This window comes from Bacteroidota bacterium, assembly GCA_008933805.1.
GTDB lineage: Bacteria > Bacteroidota > Bacteroidia > UBA8524 > UBA8524 > SB11.
The window spans coordinates 62508-77118 of the sequence record WBUH01000003.1 but is presented as its reverse complement, the minus strand read 5'-3'; the positions used below and the strand labels follow the sequence as shown (position 1 = coordinate 77118).

General features: G+C 42.5%; 18 protein-coding genes. 6 read left to right on the top strand and 12 right to left on the bottom strand.

Annotated elements, in window-relative coordinates:
• Positions 1 to 8: 8 nt before the first annotated feature.
• Positions 9 to 1106, bottom strand: a complete 1098-nt coding sequence (locus F9K23_04245; GenBank protein ID KAB2917598.1) for a VWA domain-containing protein — start codon at positions 1104 to 1106, stop codon at positions 9 to 11.
• Between the two features lie 184 nt (positions 1107 to 1290).
• Between F9K23_04245 and F9K23_04240 the strand changes: the two genes are divergently transcribed.
• Positions 1291 to 1605, top strand: coding sequence for a thioredoxin family protein (locus F9K23_04240; GenBank protein KAB2917597.1), 315 nt, complete (start codon positions 1291 to 1293; stop codon positions 1603 to 1605).
• A gap of 7 nt (positions 1606 to 1612) precedes the next feature.
• Entirely contained in the window at positions 1613 to 1855 is a 243-nt protein-coding gene (locus F9K23_04235; GenBank protein KAB2917596.1) for a hypothetical protein, read from the top strand.
• A 62-nt stretch (positions 1856 to 1917) separates the two neighbouring features.
• Here the strand turns inward: F9K23_04235 and folK are convergent, their stop codons facing one another.
• Positions 1918 to 2367, bottom strand: a complete 450-nt coding sequence (gene folK, locus F9K23_04230) for a 2-amino-4-hydroxy-6-hydroxymethyldihydropteridine diphosphokinase (GenBank protein KAB2917766.1) — start codon at positions 2365 to 2367, stop codon at positions 1918 to 1920.
• Between the two features lie 40 nt (positions 2368 to 2407).
• Between folK and F9K23_04225 the strand changes: the two genes are divergently transcribed.
• The gene (locus tag F9K23_04225; GenBank protein KAB2917595.1) at positions 2408 to 2959 is read left to right on the top strand and encodes a hypothetical protein; all 552 of its coding nucleotides are present in this window, start codon (positions 2408 to 2410) and stop codon (positions 2957 to 2959) included.
• Between the two features lie 7 nt (positions 2960 to 2966).
• Here F9K23_04225 and F9K23_04220 read toward each other — a convergent pair whose 3' ends face one another.
• The 5 genes from F9K23_04220 to F9K23_04200 form a co-directional block, all read right to left on the bottom strand.
• On the bottom strand, positions 2967 to 3380 hold the full coding sequence (locus F9K23_04220) for a DUF2147 domain-containing protein (GenBank protein KAB2917594.1): 414 nt from the start codon (positions 3378 to 3380) through the stop codon (positions 2967 to 2969).
• 96 nt (positions 3381 to 3476) lie between these two features.
• The gene (locus F9K23_04215; GenBank protein ID KAB2917593.1) at positions 3477 to 4508 is read right to left on the bottom strand and encodes a hypothetical protein; all 1032 of its coding nucleotides are present in this window, start codon (positions 4506 to 4508) and stop codon (positions 3477 to 3479) included.
• A complete protein-coding gene (locus F9K23_04210; GenBank protein KAB2917592.1) occupies positions 4505 to 5863 on the bottom strand; it encodes a hypothetical protein in 1359 nt (452 codons plus the stop codon). The genes F9K23_04215 and F9K23_04210 overlap by 4 nt, the downstream gene beginning before the upstream one ends.
• A gap of 81 nt (positions 5864 to 5944) precedes the next feature.
• Positions 5945 to 6718, bottom strand: coding sequence for a response regulator transcription factor (locus tag F9K23_04205; GenBank protein ID KAB2917591.1), 774 nt, complete (start codon positions 6716 to 6718; stop codon positions 5945 to 5947).
• Entirely contained in the window at positions 6718 to 7719 is a 1002-nt protein-coding gene (locus F9K23_04200) for a hypothetical protein (GenBank protein ID KAB2917590.1), read from the bottom strand. The genes F9K23_04205 and F9K23_04200 overlap by 1 nt, the downstream gene beginning before the upstream one ends.
• A 138-nt stretch (positions 7720 to 7857) precedes the next feature.
• Here F9K23_04200 and recN point away from each other — a divergent pair, with 138 nt between their 5' ends.
• On the top strand, positions 7858 to 9522 hold the full coding sequence (gene recN / locus F9K23_04195; GenBank protein KAB2917589.1) for a DNA repair protein RecN: 1665 nt from the start codon (positions 7858 to 7860) through the stop codon (positions 9520 to 9522).
• Positions 9504 to 10055, top strand: coding sequence for a hypothetical protein (locus tag F9K23_04190; GenBank protein KAB2917588.1), 552 nt, complete (start codon positions 9504 to 9506; stop codon positions 10053 to 10055). Before recN ends, F9K23_04190 begins: the two co-directional genes overlap by 19 nt.
• Before the next feature lie 7 nt (positions 10056 to 10062).
• On the opposite strand, the gene F9K23_04185 is transcribed toward F9K23_04190, so the two are convergent.
• On the bottom strand, positions 10063 to 10635 hold the full coding sequence (locus F9K23_04185) for a hypothetical protein (GenBank protein KAB2917587.1): 573 nt from the start codon (positions 10633 to 10635) through the stop codon (positions 10063 to 10065).
• Between the two features lie 197 nt (positions 10636 to 10832).
• Here F9K23_04185 and F9K23_04180 point away from each other — a divergent pair, with 197 nt between their 5' ends.
• On the top strand, positions 10833 to 11129 hold the full coding sequence (locus F9K23_04180) for a hypothetical protein (protein KAB2917586.1): 297 nt from the start codon (positions 10833 to 10835) through the stop codon (positions 11127 to 11129).
• Between the two features lie 26 nt (positions 11130 to 11155).
• Here the strand turns inward: F9K23_04180 and F9K23_04175 are convergent, their stop codons facing one another.
• From F9K23_04175 to bamD, 4 genes are read right to left on the bottom strand one after another with little or no spacing between them, the layout of a single operon-like run.
• Positions 11156 to 12058, bottom strand: coding sequence for a DUF4835 family protein (locus tag F9K23_04175; GenBank protein ID KAB2917585.1), 903 nt, complete (start codon positions 12056 to 12058; stop codon positions 11156 to 11158).
• Positions 12058 to 13254 (bottom strand): bifunctional phosphopantothenoylcysteine decarboxylase/phosphopantothenate--cysteine ligase CoaBC, encoded by a 1197-nt coding sequence (gene coaBC, locus F9K23_04170; GenBank protein ID KAB2917584.1) that lies wholly within the window; start codon positions 13252 to 13254, stop codon positions 12058 to 12060. Before coaBC ends, F9K23_04175 begins: the two co-directional genes overlap by 1 nt.
• Positions 13254 to 13574: a DNA-directed RNA polymerase subunit omega gene (locus tag F9K23_04165; protein ID KAB2917583.1), complete on the bottom strand. Its 321-nt coding sequence runs from the start codon at positions 13572 to 13574 to the stop codon at positions 13254 to 13256. Before F9K23_04165 ends, coaBC begins: the two co-directional genes overlap by 1 nt.
• A gap of 20 nt (positions 13575 to 13594) precedes the next feature.
• Entirely contained in the window at positions 13595 to 14602 is a 1008-nt protein-coding gene (gene bamD, locus F9K23_04160; GenBank protein KAB2917582.1) for an outer membrane protein assembly factor BamD, read from the bottom strand.
• Between the last annotated feature and the right edge of the window lie 9 nt (positions 14603 to 14611).

The window sequence follows — 14611 nt, the reverse complement described above, 5'->3', positions numbered from 1 at the left end:
TCCGGGATTTAGCGTACAGTCTTCCTCCTATTTCTTTCAAAATCTTCAAAAATGTAGTTGCCAAGGCCTTTTAGGCTGGTATAAAATGCACGGCCGTTGTTTACTCGGGTAAACTCTTCTACAAACTGTTGCAAGTACTGGTCTTTGGCTATCATAAAAGTGGTAATGGGTATCTTTACTCTGCGGCACTGTGCAGCCATGTTCAGTGTTTTGTTTATGATTTTCCGATCGAGGCCAAAACTGTTCTGGTAATAGCCTTTCGGCTCCTTCAGGCAGGTAGGCTTACCGTCGGTAATCATAAAAATCTGTTTATTGGGGTTTTTACGTCGGCGTAAAATATCCATTGCCAGTTCCAAACCTGCCACAGTGTTCGTATGGTAAGGCCCTACCTGCAAGTATGGCAGGTCTTTAATCTCCACCTTCCAAGCATCGTTGCCAAATACAATAATATCCAGCGTGTCTTTGGGATAGCGGGTGGTTATCAATTCTGCCAGTGCCATTGCAACCTTTTTTGCAGGGGTAATGCGGTCTTCACCGTACAAAATCATGCTGTGGCTTATATCTATCATCAGCACCGTACTGGTTTGGGCTTTAAACTCCTGTTCCACCACTTCCAAATCACCTTCGGTAAGTTTAAAATCATCCGTACCGTGATTAACCTGTGCATTCTTAATAGATTGCGTTATCGATATCTGGTCAAGCCCGTCGCCAAACCTAAACTCACGGGTGTCAGAGCTTGGCTCATCCCCCTTGCCCGTAAACTGGGTTTTGTGGTTGCCCTGTTTCGATTTTTTCAGCTTCCCAAAAATCTGGTCGAGAGAATCTTTGCGAATTGTTTGTTCCGTCTTCGAGGTGATGGCAAAGCCGCCATTACCATCGTTATCGTCCTGTATGTAGCCCAAACGTTTCAGTTCTTCAATAAAATCACCCATACCGTACTCATTGGTCGTGAGTTGGTATTCGCGGTCCAACTGGTTCATCCAGTCCAACGATTCGGCTACGTCGCCGCTGGTATATACCAACAGTTCTTTAAATATGCTAAACAGCTTATCAAAAGTACTTTGGTCGTTTTTGGGAGTGTGTTTGGTAAATCTGTATCCTAACATTTCAGTTATCTGTTATTAGTTATCAGGTAGTCAATTAGCAGTATTTACAGATAACAGCTAACCGATAACGGTAAACTGCTACACCAAAAATAATGCAGCTTTTGGCTTTGGCAGTTAAATTAATGTTTAAACAATATGGCATAAATTTGGTTTATGCTTAAGTGAATATATTTTTGTAACATATATGGTAACTAAAGTAACAGACGCTGAGTTTTTTGACGAACTAAAAAATAATGATAAAGTGGCGGTGAAGTTTTATGCAGATTGGTGCGGTAACTGCCGCCTGTTTGCTCCTAAATTTAACCGTATGAGCGAGAAAGATGAATACAAAGGGATAAAGTTTTTGGATGTGAACGCCGAAACTAACCCCGAAGCCCGCAAGTTGGTAGGCGTTAAAAACCTGCCGACGTTTGCTGTGTTTAAAGACGGCGAATTGGTTGTGGCTGATTTCACTTCGAAAGAAGAGGCAGTAGAGAAGATGGTGCAACAAATAGCGTAATTATTTTATGAAACTACCCATCATAAAAAAACTGGTTGAAACATACACCGTTGAACAATTAATGGCCGCCGAGGCCTCTATTGCAGAAGGGAACACCCCGGCCATTGAAATTGAAGGGGAAGATGAGGGCGAACAGCTTACCCATGCTTTTGCTGCGATGACCATTAAACAAGATATGGAGCAAAACGGCAAAGACCTTAAAACTGCACTACGCGATTATACCAATCGCGTACGTGAGTGTTTAAACTAATATTAGATAATTTATTATACAACGGGCTGTTCCTACACAGGGGGCAGCTCGTTTTGTTTATATTACAGAGCTTTTTGCAGCTCAGCATTTGTCTTTCCCAACACGGGATGCACAAAATCAGGGTTTAACTCAACCAGTAAATCCAGTGTAAACTTGCGTTGGTGCAAGTAGGGGTGGGGTAGGGTAAGGCGTTCGTCTTCAAAAATCATATCCCCGCAATACAAAATATCAATGTCTAAGGTGCGCGGTCCCCATTTTTCAGTGCGCACCCGTCCCAGTTTGTTTTCAATAGCCTGTGTTTTATCCAGCAAATCCAACGGTGCCAGTGCGGTTTCAACCTCAAGGGCCATGTTATAAAAATCGGGTTGATCGGTTTTGCCCCAAGCTGCGGTTTGGTGTACGGTTGTTTTGGCTGTAATACTTCCTATCGTATCCTCAATCAATCCAAGGGCATTCATCAAATAAGCAATGCTGTCGCCTTGGTTGCTGCCCAGCAGCAGGGTATATTTTATTAGCGAATCCAAGTTATATCTCGTATTTTTGGGCTACCGTATGGATAACCTCATCTACCTCGCAATCTTAGTTATTTTATCGATTATATCGAGCGCTTGGAAAAAGAAAAACCAAGAGAAAGAGAATGCGCCCAATGATGCCGACCTTGAGGAAGAAATACGCCGCATGGCCGAACGGTTTATGGGTAAGCGGGAAGAACCCCGCAATACTCCGCCTGTTGAGACCTATCAGCCCGCCAAACCAACCACTCCAAGCTATGAAAGCTTTGACGAGTATGCCGGGGATGAGCGATACAGCCGCTACGAAGAAAAATACACCCAACGCAGGATAGACTATAGCGAAGAGGATATTAAGCAGGTGGAAGAAAGACACGAAAGCTATAAACGACCTGAATATGCGTTGCCTTTTGATAACTACGACCAAAAATCAATAGAATCTATGCAGAAAGGCAAAGAACTGCATAGCCTGATGCACGATGATGATGCAAAAACAAAAGCAGGGGACAAACTTGAAAAGCATACGCTGTTTGAAGATTTTGACCCCCGCAAGGCAATTATATATGCCGAGATATTGAAACGCCCCGAATATTAATAGGGGTTTATTTAAGCCTTGTCCAAGTAGTTTCTTTCGATACAAACCCTGCTGAACCTTTTAACACCAACGTGTTTTTATCTTTCATAGTAGCGGTACAATCAAGATACGTATCGCGCTTAGGCAGGTAAATTTTACCGGTGTAAGCACCGTCAGCATACACCAGATTGGTAATAATCTTTTTACCGATTAGCTCAGTTTTGGCGGCGTTGGTAATGGTTCCCTCGTACACCGTGCCGCTTTTGGTTATTTTAATCCGTTTGCTTTTTTCATCGTCCATCCATTCGCCCACAATATCATCCGCAGTATCGGTTCTTATAAAGGGGCCGCCTGATTTTACCGCTCCTATTAAATTAACCGAAAGCACTTCTAAAAATAGCACCAGCATCACCAAATTAATTTTAATCAATTGTGTTTTCATACGTTCTAATGTTTAATCAAAGGTGGCTAAAGGCATAAAAAAGCGCATAAAAAAAGGGGCAAAACGTCCTGTTTTGCCCCTCAAATGTACCTATCTCTATTTCCAGTTTTTCAATTCAATAAACTCAGGTTTTCTGGGCGAAAGACTTTGCAAGTTTTTATCAATCAGTTGTTGTGCGCACAGCAACGATTCTCCCGTTAAACCCAGCACTTTTGTATTGATAGAGTTTAAACCGTCAGCAGTATTGCGGCAATACAAATACTTTTCAAACTTCCAGCCTCCAAATGGTGATGTACTGCTATACAAGGCAATTTCCTGCCCAAATGCGGCTGTTTGGCTCACCATGTAGTAGATGCCGTCGTAATTAAACACGGTATAATAATCGTTTACATTGTGGTGTATGGGTTTTGCTTGGGCAATGTCTTCCAGCCAATTTCCTTCTTCACAAAACTTCCATGTTTGTAATAGGCTGCCACCATCAACACGGGCCACAAACGATTCTTTATCAAGGCCGTTATTGCGGGCACCGTAGATATAAACGTGGTTATCGGTTTGCAATAGCGACGACCCGAATAAAATATCGGAGTAACAAACGCTAACTTGGTTTAATACGGAGTAAGTAACAGAATCTAATACCACTACATCAACGCCGCGGTGGGCAAAGTCAAACGTGCCGCTACCTGTACGCTCCCATAACGATACAACCAGTTCTATTGTACCGTTATAATATTGGCCGGCATTAATACTGTACCAGCTATTACTATTTGGCGGGCTTAGCAAATCAACAGGTGAGCTTGAAGCACCCCTGAATACCATTTGCGACTTCATGTTGTTTTCTTCTACCAAACAGTTAGCAATAGTTTTTGGGCCGGAGGGTGAACTAACAACGGCATTGTTTACAAACCAAAGCGCGTTTCCGGCACTGTTAGAAATACGACCCGTTATCTCGCCAGCAATTAATTGGGTAGAATTATTGTCGAACAGAAAATCATAGGTATTACTGGTATACACCTGCACCGCAGGGTCGCCGCAACGGTTAGGCATCGGCATATTATCGTCGGTTTTGCAGGCCGTTTGCAGTAAACACGTTACTGCAAATACTACTAAAAGGAGTTTTTTTGTTTTCATAGGTTTATGTCTCTGCGTAATTCAAACTGTAACACAGGTTTATCTATCAAATAGTAGGTAGTATAATGTTTATCCAAATTCATTGTTTTATTTGTTATACTGACAGCCAAACAGGTACCTTTCGCGGCTTCTAACATTCCACCAATTTTATAAAAAGGGTAAATAAAGGGTGCTTCACCCTGCGCCCTTATTAGGTTACAGTCGATTTCAGCAAGCAAATAAAAATTTTTATAAAGCACTTGTTTTAGCTGGGCATTAATTGTGAAACCACCTACCCACTGCTTATCATACTCGGTAAAAACGGCCCATTGACTAAACGGGCGGTTGAGGAAACTTAGCGGATATACATTATCGCCAATATAATTCAGCCCCGGCCCTCTGGCTGTATCGCGGTAATGGGTATTGGTTTCTTTGCGCAGGCTGTGGTTAAACCCGCCGCCGTAGTAACGGTATTCAACACCGTAACTAAGGGTGGTGTTTTTGCTGCTTAGTTTGCCGCGTACCCCGGCTAAAAAGGCAACATTCAGCGCGGCATCTACATCTAAGCCGCTGTTGCGGTAGCCGGTTTCAACATACCAACGGGTATTGGCAGAGTGTATGGCAGCAGTAAAGTACTTTACCCCGTCATCATCGGGTCTGCTTTCATATTTTTGGCGACCTATCCCCACTTCTGCTTGCCAGCGTTTGCTCAGTCTCAACTCTTTAAAACCGGCCTTGTAATCAATCACCCCGTCAATATTAAGCCCGATGCCAAACTGCAAATCGGTAATCCGTTCAGTACTCACAAACAGTTTACGCCATTGCAGGCTGCCCTCAAGGGCTTGTATATCCATGTTATACAATGTAAGCCCTTCGTTGTTGCGGTAGTTTTCGTGGGTACCAATACGGGCATGAATTTTCAAACTATCGGTACCCTTAAACAAGGGCACTGTTTTGTTGTAGGCCGCATGATAACGCGCCAAAAAGGCAAGAGCCAATGTATTATAAGGCGCAAATGAAAACCCTCGATGGTCGGCTGTTAACGAACCATATAGTTGTAGCGATGGAGTGATATCTGCCCACGTGTGGAAGGTAAAATAAGACGCTCCATGACCTAACGGGTTATCGGGCAATTCACCTTCGTGCAAGCCCCAAACATCGGTAAGGTGGGGTTCTTGCGGCCTGCGGTTATTCAAATAATCGGGTAATATAACTTTGGGTTTTTCACCTCCGCTCATTTGGTGGTAAAATCCGCCGCTAACATCAAACCTGAATTTGGGCGGCTTTTGGGCAGTATCGGCAGGTTGGGCAAAAACAACTATCCGCCCCGCCAGCAATCCTGCAATTAGTAACGCCAGTAATCGTATTGTTTTCATACACTGCAAAACTATAAGTACGGTATTTAGTAGGTAAGGATTTTTGAGTTGAAGCGGGCAATGTGCCCATCGTAATACCAATTAGCTATCCACTCCCTCAAGCCATAACAAAAATGCCCCCGATTTGGCTTTGCTCACCACAATAGGTTCGGGCACATCCGTGTGGAGGTGGGCCACCAGCTTGCGACCAAAAAAACGTTCCACCGATTTTATGGCATTGCGGCTAAGCAGACATTGCCTGTTGGCTCTGAAAAAATCATCAGGGTTGGCAAGCGTTTCAAGCTCGTCAATGGTTTTTGCCAAAAAGTATTGTTGCCCGCTGTGCAGTTTGGTAATAACAATGCCCTGTTGGTAATAAAAATAGGCTACCTCACTGTATTTAAGGGGAATAATCTTCTCTTTATAATGCACCAACAAGGTTTTGTTAGAGCTTGCCTTCATTTTGCCAATTAGTTGCGATACCAAATCATATCCGTTGGTATCAGCAGCTCCAAACATATTTTCAAAGCGGGTTAGTTTATCCAGCGATTTTTCAAGTTTTGCACCGTCGATAGGCTTTAGCAGGTAATCAATGCCGTTGGTTTCAAAAGCCTTAATAGCGTACTCATCATACGCCGTACAAAAAATAATAGGGCAAGTGGGTTTCACCTGTTCAAAAATCCTGAAACTGGTAGCATCGGCCAGTTGTATATCACTAAAAATCAAATCGGGCATTGGGTTGACCGCAAACCACTCAATGGCATCTTCAGCGCCCGGTATTATATCCAGCACCTGCCATTCGGGGCGCAGTTTTATCAGCAGTTGCTTCAGTTCCTGCGCGGGTTTGCGTTCATCCTCAATTATCAATACTTTCATTATAAAAGGGGTACTAATACTTTAAATAAATGGGGGGTATGTTCAATTATCACCTCTTTACCGGCAAACAGGCGGTAGCGTTGGCAAAGATTGTTTAGCCCGATACCCGACCCTCTTTCAAGGGTTTCTTTGGGTCGGTAGTTATTTTCAACAACTATGTAGCCGTCGGCATCATAGATGTTTATCTGTAAAGGTTTGGTGTACGAAAGCACGTTGTGCTTCACAGCATTTTCAACCAGTAATTGTATAGCCAAGGGCAATATTTTACCGTTTCGGGCTTCTTCGCTAATAGTAATGGTAAACGATACCCCTTCCTCAAACCTCGATTGAAGGATATAAATGTATGAGTTGATAAAACTCAACTCCTGCTCAAGCAACACCTCGTTTTGTTCCTGAAACTGCAATACATAGCGGTACACATCAGATAATTTGATGATGTACTCTTTTACATTGGTATCAGTAGAAAGCGATGATAGGTTGCTGAGCGAATTGAACAAAAAATGCGGACTTATTTGTTGCCTTAATGAGGCCAACTCTGCTTTTAAACTTTCTTGTTTCAGGTATTCGTTTTCAAGTTTTGATTGTTGCAGGGCAAACAGCATTTTGAAGTAATACACCACAAAAAAGGTAAAAGCACTGATGAGTAATGAGCGGAAGAAGTAGATACCCGTAAGCTGCTGGGTATTCATTTCTCTTGAAAGCAAAATGCCCAGCGGTAATGTTGCAACCAACTTGTATAGGTAGGTAAACGTAAGGGTAAATACCACGCCGGCTATAATGGCAGCACTGCCCGTTAGTATCGACCTTTTTGTGCCAAGTTTGTGCAGTACAAGATGATGGGTGAGCCAATTGCCAAAAAGGTTTACAAACAGGAACAAGAAGCTTTCGATGCCGATATTAATATTATCAAAATCGAAGCGGATAAGGCGCGGAACGGTAGCAAGCGCAGCTATTGAGGCCGAGAAGATAATCCCTGTTCTGATGTTATAGCCTTTTAGCATGGCGCAAAACTGGTACTTTTAGCTGAAAACAGATACCAATATAGTTATAAAGCTGCCTTTTTTGTGTACCAAACGGGCAATGTTTTGAGGTAAAACTTTTAAAACCAACCCAACGCAAATTATTACCTTTGGGGCTGTATGCTTTCGCAACTAAAGGTTCAAAATTTTGCACTGATAAAAAACCTTAACACACAGTTTCATCCGCAAATGAATATTATAACGGGTGAAACGGGTGCCGGAAAATCAATATTACTGGGAGCACTGGGGCTTATTTTGGGCGACAGGGCCGATGTGAAGTCATTGGGTAGCTTGGATGAGAAATGTGTGGTTGAAGGAATATTTGATATTAAAGGCTACGGGCTTGAGGAGTTTTTTGCCGAAAACGAACTGGATTACGACAATACTACCATTATCCGCCGCGAAATAACCGAATCGGGCAAATCGAGGGCATTTATCAACGATACTCCTGTACAACTTACTGTGTTGAAAGAGTTGGGCAACCAGCTTGTATCGGTTCATAGCCAACATGAAACATTGGGGTTGAATGATAAAACCTTTCAGCTTTCGGTAGTTGATTCATTCGCAGGGCATTTTTCGTTATTAAAAGAATACAAAGAAATATTCCGTACGTATAAACAGGCAGAGTCGAAACTAAAGGCGTTGCAGGCCGAAGAAGAGGCTGCAAAACGTGATATTGATTACTCCACCTTTTTGTACAATGAGCTGGCCGATGCTACGCTGCTACCCGACGAACTGGAACAATTAGAGAAGGAGCAAGAGTTGCTGAGCCACGCCGAAGAAATACGCCAGAACTCACTAAACGCCTATCACTTGCTGGCCGAAAGCGAAATGCCTGTGGTGGATTTGCTAAACCAAACCAAAACATTGGTGGCAAGTGCGGGTAAAAACGATGAACGACTGGCCTTACTGGCACAACGCATTGACAGTACTTTGATTGAGCTGAAAGATGTGGCCAATGAACTGAACACCATTAGCGATACGGTTCAGGCCGATGATGAGCGGTTGTATAACATTAACCAACGTTTACAACTGTTGTATAATCTGCTGAAAAAGCACCAATGCGAAACCACGGCACAACTGATAGAAATACAGTATCAGTTGGCTGATAAGCTGGATGCTGCGGGGGGCAGGGATGAAGAAATTCAGCACCTTACCCAAACGTGCGAACAGTTGAAAAATCAGCTTACTGAAATGGCCGCTACACTTAGCCGTAACCGCCTTGCACAAGCTCAACCCATACAGCAAAATGTGGCGCAGGTATTGGCACAGGTGGGTATGCCCAATGCAAAAATTGAAGTAGGTATTACTCTGTTGCCCGAAGGCGATTTAAATGAAACAGGGGCTGATGTTGTGAACTTCCTGTTTTCATCAAACCCGGGCAGTGCGTTGCAACCGCTTAATAAAGTGGCATCAGGCGGCGAGCTTTCGCGCCTTATGCTGGCTATAAAATCATTAGTGGCTGATAATGTGAAACTACCCACCCTTATTTTTGATGAGATTGATACGGGTATATCAGGCGAAGTAGCCGGAAAAACAGGCCGTGTGATGAAAACGTTGGCGCAAAACCATCAGGTAATCAGCGTTACCCACTTACCCCAAATTGCAGGTACAGGGCACCGACACTTTTTTGTTTATAAAGAAGTAAAAAACAATACTACCGAAACTCAGTTGAAACAGCTTAGTGAAACCGAAAGGGTGGAGGAAATAGCAAAAATGATAAGCGGCGATACCCCAAGCGATTCAGCAAGGGCAAGTGCGCGTGAATTATTAACCATGAATTAATTGTTGTAGTGAAAAAAATAACGTTTATACTGTTTTTTCTAATTGTGGCTTTGGCTGCGAGTGCGCAAAAATATAAGCACTATAAGTCTACCACTGAAAACTTTACAGTAGATTACCCTGAGGCATGGCAATTAAGCGAGAACTTTACCCCGCAAATTGTAATGATGGCGATTGCCCCAAGGGAGAGTGATAACGATGATTTTTCAGAGAATATAAACGTAGTGGTTGACCCCACAGATTTAACCGGAATTACGGTGGAATATTACAGGGATTTAAGCGCTGCGGGAATAAAATCCGTATTAACCAATGTGAAGGTAGATTCTGTAGGGGTTGATAAGGTGAAAAGCGGTATGCAGGCGGGCACCATTATCTACAGCCACAAGGCGGCAGGATTTAACCTTAAAGTATTGAGTTACTTATTTATTATTGATAATAAAGGGTATGTAATTACTTGCTCAGCAAAGGCAAGTGATTTTGATAAATATGCAGGATTTTTTATAAAAGTGTGCAAATCGTTTGCGGCGGCAAAATAACTATTAATTAGTCAACTCTTACCTGCCCCCAGTTTTCACCCTTAATAATGCGGTTGAGCTGAGTTACTGATATACCAAACTGTTTAGCAATAAGGCGGGGACGGGTTTTGTTTTTTTGCACCTGTTTTTTAATCACCTTTACTTTGGCTTCGTTCAGCTTATAATTACCCTTATTACGGTTTTCAATATTATTCCGTATCACGTTAGGGTTAGTGGCATTGTGCTTATTTACTTCGTCTTGGGTAGCCCACAGCAAGTTATTAATGTGGTTGTTTTCTTTGTCGTGGTCTTTGTGGATTACAAAAGCACGTCCGGTATCTTCATTCGGCAGAAAATATTGTGCTACCAAGCGGTGTATAAGAAAACTCTGGTCTTTTAAATTACCATCGGCATCCAGCAGTTTTGTTTTAAAAACCTTATAACCGGCAGAAGATGTGCCTTTTATCATGCGGCCTGTTGTGCTGTATGCGTAACTTTTCACACGGCCAAAGTTAGATACTTCGTAAACCGGGTGCGAAGGATACCCTGAAAACTCAATCTCCTTCCAAATTTCTCCGGGGTAATTCTCTGTGCCGCCCATTACTCTTCCTTAAATTAAAAAACTACTTGTTGGTTTGAAAATAAACTGAAATTTCAGCCAGTTATGTGTTTTATACCATAGTATTTATATAAATGGCGGTATTATTATTTAACCAACAATACTCACGTTGTAAATAATGGATAAACGGTGGCTATACCTTTTAGGCACTAAGCACCTCTATTGTATATATTTGCAGTATGTGGAAGCAAAAGTTGGATAAGATGTGGGCAGGAGGGGTAATGGGGTTGTTTTTGCCCGTGTTCGTATATACAGGAATATATTTGAGGCATTACGCTGATTTGCCTCCGCTTGAGTTTATGAAAGAGGCTATATACTTGGGTTTAATGCCCCGTTTGCTCAGCATATCGCTGATAATAAACCTAGCCTCGTTTTTCTTGTTGTATCTGTTTAAATACGAAATGGCACCCAGAGGAATTATCCTATCCACCATGTTGTGGGGTGCAGTTATAGTGTACTTTAAGTTTCTTGTGTAAGAAAGCAGGGGCGAGAAAGGGGAAGTTTAATTACAGGTTTTAATACCGTCGTACTTGGCTCCGTTAGCAGGGTCGGCCTCTTTCAAAATTTCTACTACTTTGTTTTTATCCGCAGTAAGTGCTTTGCAATAGATATTGATAATCTCGTCGCGCTTGGCATTAAACCAAACTTTTAACAGCATTGAGTTAGGCATTATTTTGGCCACCTTTTGCAATAACTGCAACGAGGCAGTGATTTGCAAACGAGCCTCTTCTACCGAGGTACTCATCACATCCATGCCTTTAATATGGTATTTGTAATACGCTTCGCGCATGGGTTTAAAACGGTCGCTCAATATGTTTTCAATCAACCAGTAACGGTTTTTATTACCTCCGTCGGTAGTTTGCCAACCGGGAATACCGCGTTGTTGAGCGGCAAGCATAATAGCGTTAGCTTTATTAAAGTAATCGCTACCGCCTTCCAGCTTGAACGAGTCCCCGTCAAGACCTAATACGATATAAATATAATAAGCTACCAGCGAGGTAAGGTTGTTACTGTATTGACCTTCGGCAAAATCCATCGGCTGAAAATCAATGTACTCAAACTGCCACGAAGGGTCTTCCTGATTTATCAGTACTGAGTTGTACGAAGTATTATAAACAGGGCGGCTGGCTTGTATCTGGGCGGTTGCTTTAAATGAGCTTGATGCATTATCAAACTCCGTTACATTAATAATAAGGCTCCACTCAATCCGTTCGTTGGTTTGCGTTTTCTCGGCACTCCACTTACGGTTATTAATAAACTCGCTGATAGATGTTTCAAGGTTTTTGAACCGTTGGGTATTGGCCACTTGTATTTGTGGGTATATAACCTGCACGCGGCAGTTAAAATCCTGCGCAAAGGTTATACAGGGTAAAATAAACAATACTAGCCAAAGAATCTTTTTCATCACAGCAACGAAATAATTTTATCTACTATATCCACCGCTACCGCTGTTTTGCTTTTTAAGCCAAAATCGGTTCGGGTATTATTTTTATCAATAATAACAATTTTATTGGTATCAACGCCAAAACCTGCCCCCTCATCCCGCATGGAGTTAAGAACGATAAAGTCGAGGTTTTTATTTTTCAGTTTCTCTTGTGCGTGCTCCAATTCGTTATTGGTTTCAAGCGCAAACCCAATAAGCAATTGGCCGGCTGGTTTAGTTGCCCCCAATTGTTTTAGTATATCAGGCGTTTTTATCAATTTCAGGGTCATTTCTTCCCCTGCTTTTTTAATTTTTTCTTCGGCCACACTTTCGGGTGAATAGTCAGCCACAGCTGCGGCCATCACCACAATATCCTGCGAGGCAGCGTGCGATACACAGGCGTCGTACATTTGCTTTGCCGAAGTAACATTAATCCTCGTGATATTAGGATGTGTGATGTGTTGCTGCGAAGGACCTGTAACCAGTGTTACCTGTGCACCCCTTTCAGCAAGTTGTAAGGCAATGGCAAAACCCATTTTACCGCTCGAGTGGTTGCCTATAAACCTCACAGGGTCGATATTTTCATACGTAGGACCTGCACTCACCATCGCTTTTTTATCCTTAAGCGGTTGGTTGGTACCAAAGTAATTACGCAGAAAAGCGACAATCTCTTCGGGTTCAGCCATGCGGCCAACCCCGCTGAGTCCGCTGGCAAGTTCACCGTTTCCGGGTGGGATTAGTTCGTTACCGTACGATTGCAAGGCGGCAATATTAGCAGCCGTTGCAGGGTGTCGGTACATATCTAAATCCATAGCAGGAGCAAAAAAAACAGGGCAGCGTGCTGATAAGTAGGTGGCCAACAACAGGCTATCGCAAAGGCCTTGAGCCATTTTAGCCATTGTATTTGCCGATGCCGGAGCAATTACCATTGCATCACCCCACAATCCCAAATCAACATGGTTGTTCCATTCTCCCGTATCGCCGTTTTTAAATTGGCTCAACACAGGGTTTTTTGACAGGGTGGACAGGGTAAGCGGGGTAATAAACTCTTGCGAGGCGGCGGTCATCACCACCTTTACTTCAGCCCCTTCTTTAACAAGTAAACGGGTAAGTATTGCAGCTTTGTAGGCTGCAATACTACCCGTTATACCTAAAATAATTTTTTTGCCCGAAAGCATTATTGTTCTTTGTTGGGGTTTCTGTGGTAAACCTTACCGCCAAGAAACTCTTCAGTAGCAATAACGGTTGGTTTTGGAAGTTTTTCGTAGTAAGTAGAAATTTCTATTTGCTCACGGTTTTCAAAAACTTCTTCAAGAGTATCGTTATCAGTAGCAAACTCAGAAAGTTTGTTGTGCAACTCTTCTTTTATCTGCGACGAAATCTGGTTAGCCCTTTTGGCAATAATTACAAGGCTTTCGTACAGGTTACCGGTTGGGTTTTCAAGATCCCTAACATCGCGGGGAATGGTTGAACCGGGCACGTTTGATTTAACTATCATAATGTATTAAAGTGGTTATTCTAATTAGTGGGTGTTAATTTGGTAAGCTTTTGCTGCACTTTTACTGCATACTTCTTGGCTTGTTTTGTGTAAAAGCCTTCGGGGAATTTTGCAATATAGTCATCAAGTTCTTTTTTTACCTTGGTAAAGGCTTCCGATTTTTTCTCTTGGTCGCCTTGGTCGGCAAGTTCATACTCAGTAACAATGTTTAAAAAGTCAAGCTCTTCAATTCTACGTTGCGCTCTTTCGGCATAACTTTTTGCATCGCTAAGGTATTCACCGGCGGGGTAAGTTTCTTTGTATGAGTTGTAAGAAGTAATTACATCACCGTAACGCTCCTTCTTTTTCTTATCAATACTTTGTTCAGCGTATTTGTAAGCGGCCTTAATAATAAGGTACTCCGATTCTTCTTTCTCCTTCTCGCCCAAATCAGGGAAATCTTTAAGCAGGTTTTTAAACGAAACCATTGCTGCCTTATAATCCTCGATATTGTAATAAAGTTTAGCAGCTTTGTAGGCTTTTAGCTGCAAACGTCCCCTGCACTCATCAATCAATTGGTTACACTTATCTACGTATTTGCTTTGCGGATACACGTTTACAAACAATTGAAACTCATCAATGGCTTTGTAGGTGTATGAAGGGTCAAGGTTATACGGGTATGCCTCAATATAGGTACAGTAGGCATACATGTAATAACACTCCTCTGCCCACTGGCTGTTGGTATAGGTTTCGAAAAAGTTTCGGAAGTGAAAGGCTGCCGTCGGTATTTCGGCCAGGTGGTATTTACAGTACGTATAGTAGTAATACACCTGCTCAGCACGCAAAGTACCGCGGTAGGTTTGTAATAAGTCGTCGAACAGTTGGCCTGCCTTGTAGTAGTCCTTTTTTTCGTAGTACTTCATAGCGGCTTCAAACTTTGCCTCGCTATCGCCCGACTTCATCAGTTTTGAAAATTTGCTGCAAGAGCTTACCAGAAGCCCCAATAGCACAATTATCAACGGTTTTGTTATGTATTTGCTTAAAAGCATTGACCTGCA

Excerpts from the sequence above, each read along its gene's own strand:
- F9K23_04245 (KAB2917598.1), bottom strand. The coding sequence starts at position 1,106 with ATGTTAGGATACAGATTTACCAAACACACTCCCAAAAACGACCAAAGT.
- F9K23_04240 (KAB2917597.1), top strand. The coding sequence starts at position 1,291 with ATGGTAACTAAAGTAACAGACGCTGAGTTTTTTGACGAACTAAAAAAT.
- F9K23_04235 (KAB2917596.1), top strand. The coding sequence starts at position 1,613 with ATGAAACTACCCATCATAAAAAAACTGGTTGAAACATACACCGTTGAA.
- F9K23_04225 (KAB2917595.1), top strand. The coding sequence starts at position 2,408 with ATGGATAACCTCATCTACCTCGCAATCTTAGTTATTTTATCGATTATA.
- F9K23_04220 (KAB2917594.1), bottom strand. The coding sequence starts at position 3,380 with ATGAAAACACAATTGATTAAAATTAATTTGGTGATGCTGGTGCTATTT.
- F9K23_04215 (KAB2917593.1), bottom strand. The coding sequence starts at position 4,508 with ATGAAAACAAAAAAACTCCTTTTAGTAGTATTTGCAGTAACGTGTTTA.
- F9K23_04210 (KAB2917592.1), bottom strand. The coding sequence starts at position 5,863 with ATGAAAACAATACGATTACTGGCGTTACTAATTGCAGGATTGCTGGCG.
- F9K23_04205 (KAB2917591.1), bottom strand. The coding sequence starts at position 6,718 with ATGAAAGTATTGATAATTGAGGATGAACGCAAACCCGCGCAGGAACTG.
- F9K23_04200 (KAB2917590.1), bottom strand. The coding sequence starts at position 7,719 with ATGCTAAAAGGCTATAACATCAGAACAGGGATTATCTTCTCGGCCTCA.
- recN (KAB2917589.1), top strand. The coding sequence starts at position 7,858 with ATGCTTTCGCAACTAAAGGTTCAAAATTTTGCACTGATAAAAAACCTT.
- F9K23_04185 (KAB2917587.1), bottom strand. The coding sequence starts at position 10,635 with ATGGGCGGCACAGAGAATTACCCCGGAGAAATTTGGAAGGAGATTGAG.
- F9K23_04180 (KAB2917586.1), top strand. The coding sequence starts at position 10,833 with ATGTGGAAGCAAAAGTTGGATAAGATGTGGGCAGGAGGGGTAATGGGG.
- F9K23_04175 (KAB2917585.1), bottom strand. The coding sequence starts at position 12,058 with ATGAAAAAGATTCTTTGGCTAGTATTGTTTATTTTACCCTGTATAACC.
- coaBC (KAB2917584.1), bottom strand. The coding sequence starts at position 13,254 with ATGCTTTCGGGCAAAAAAATTATTTTAGGTATAACGGGTAGTATTGCA.
- F9K23_04165 (KAB2917583.1), bottom strand. The coding sequence starts at position 13,574 with ATGATAGTTAAATCAAACGTGCCCGGTTCAACCATTCCCCGCGATGTT.
- bamD (KAB2917582.1), bottom strand. The coding sequence starts at position 14,602 with ATGCTTTTAAGCAAATACATAACAAAACCGTTGATAATTGTGCTATTG.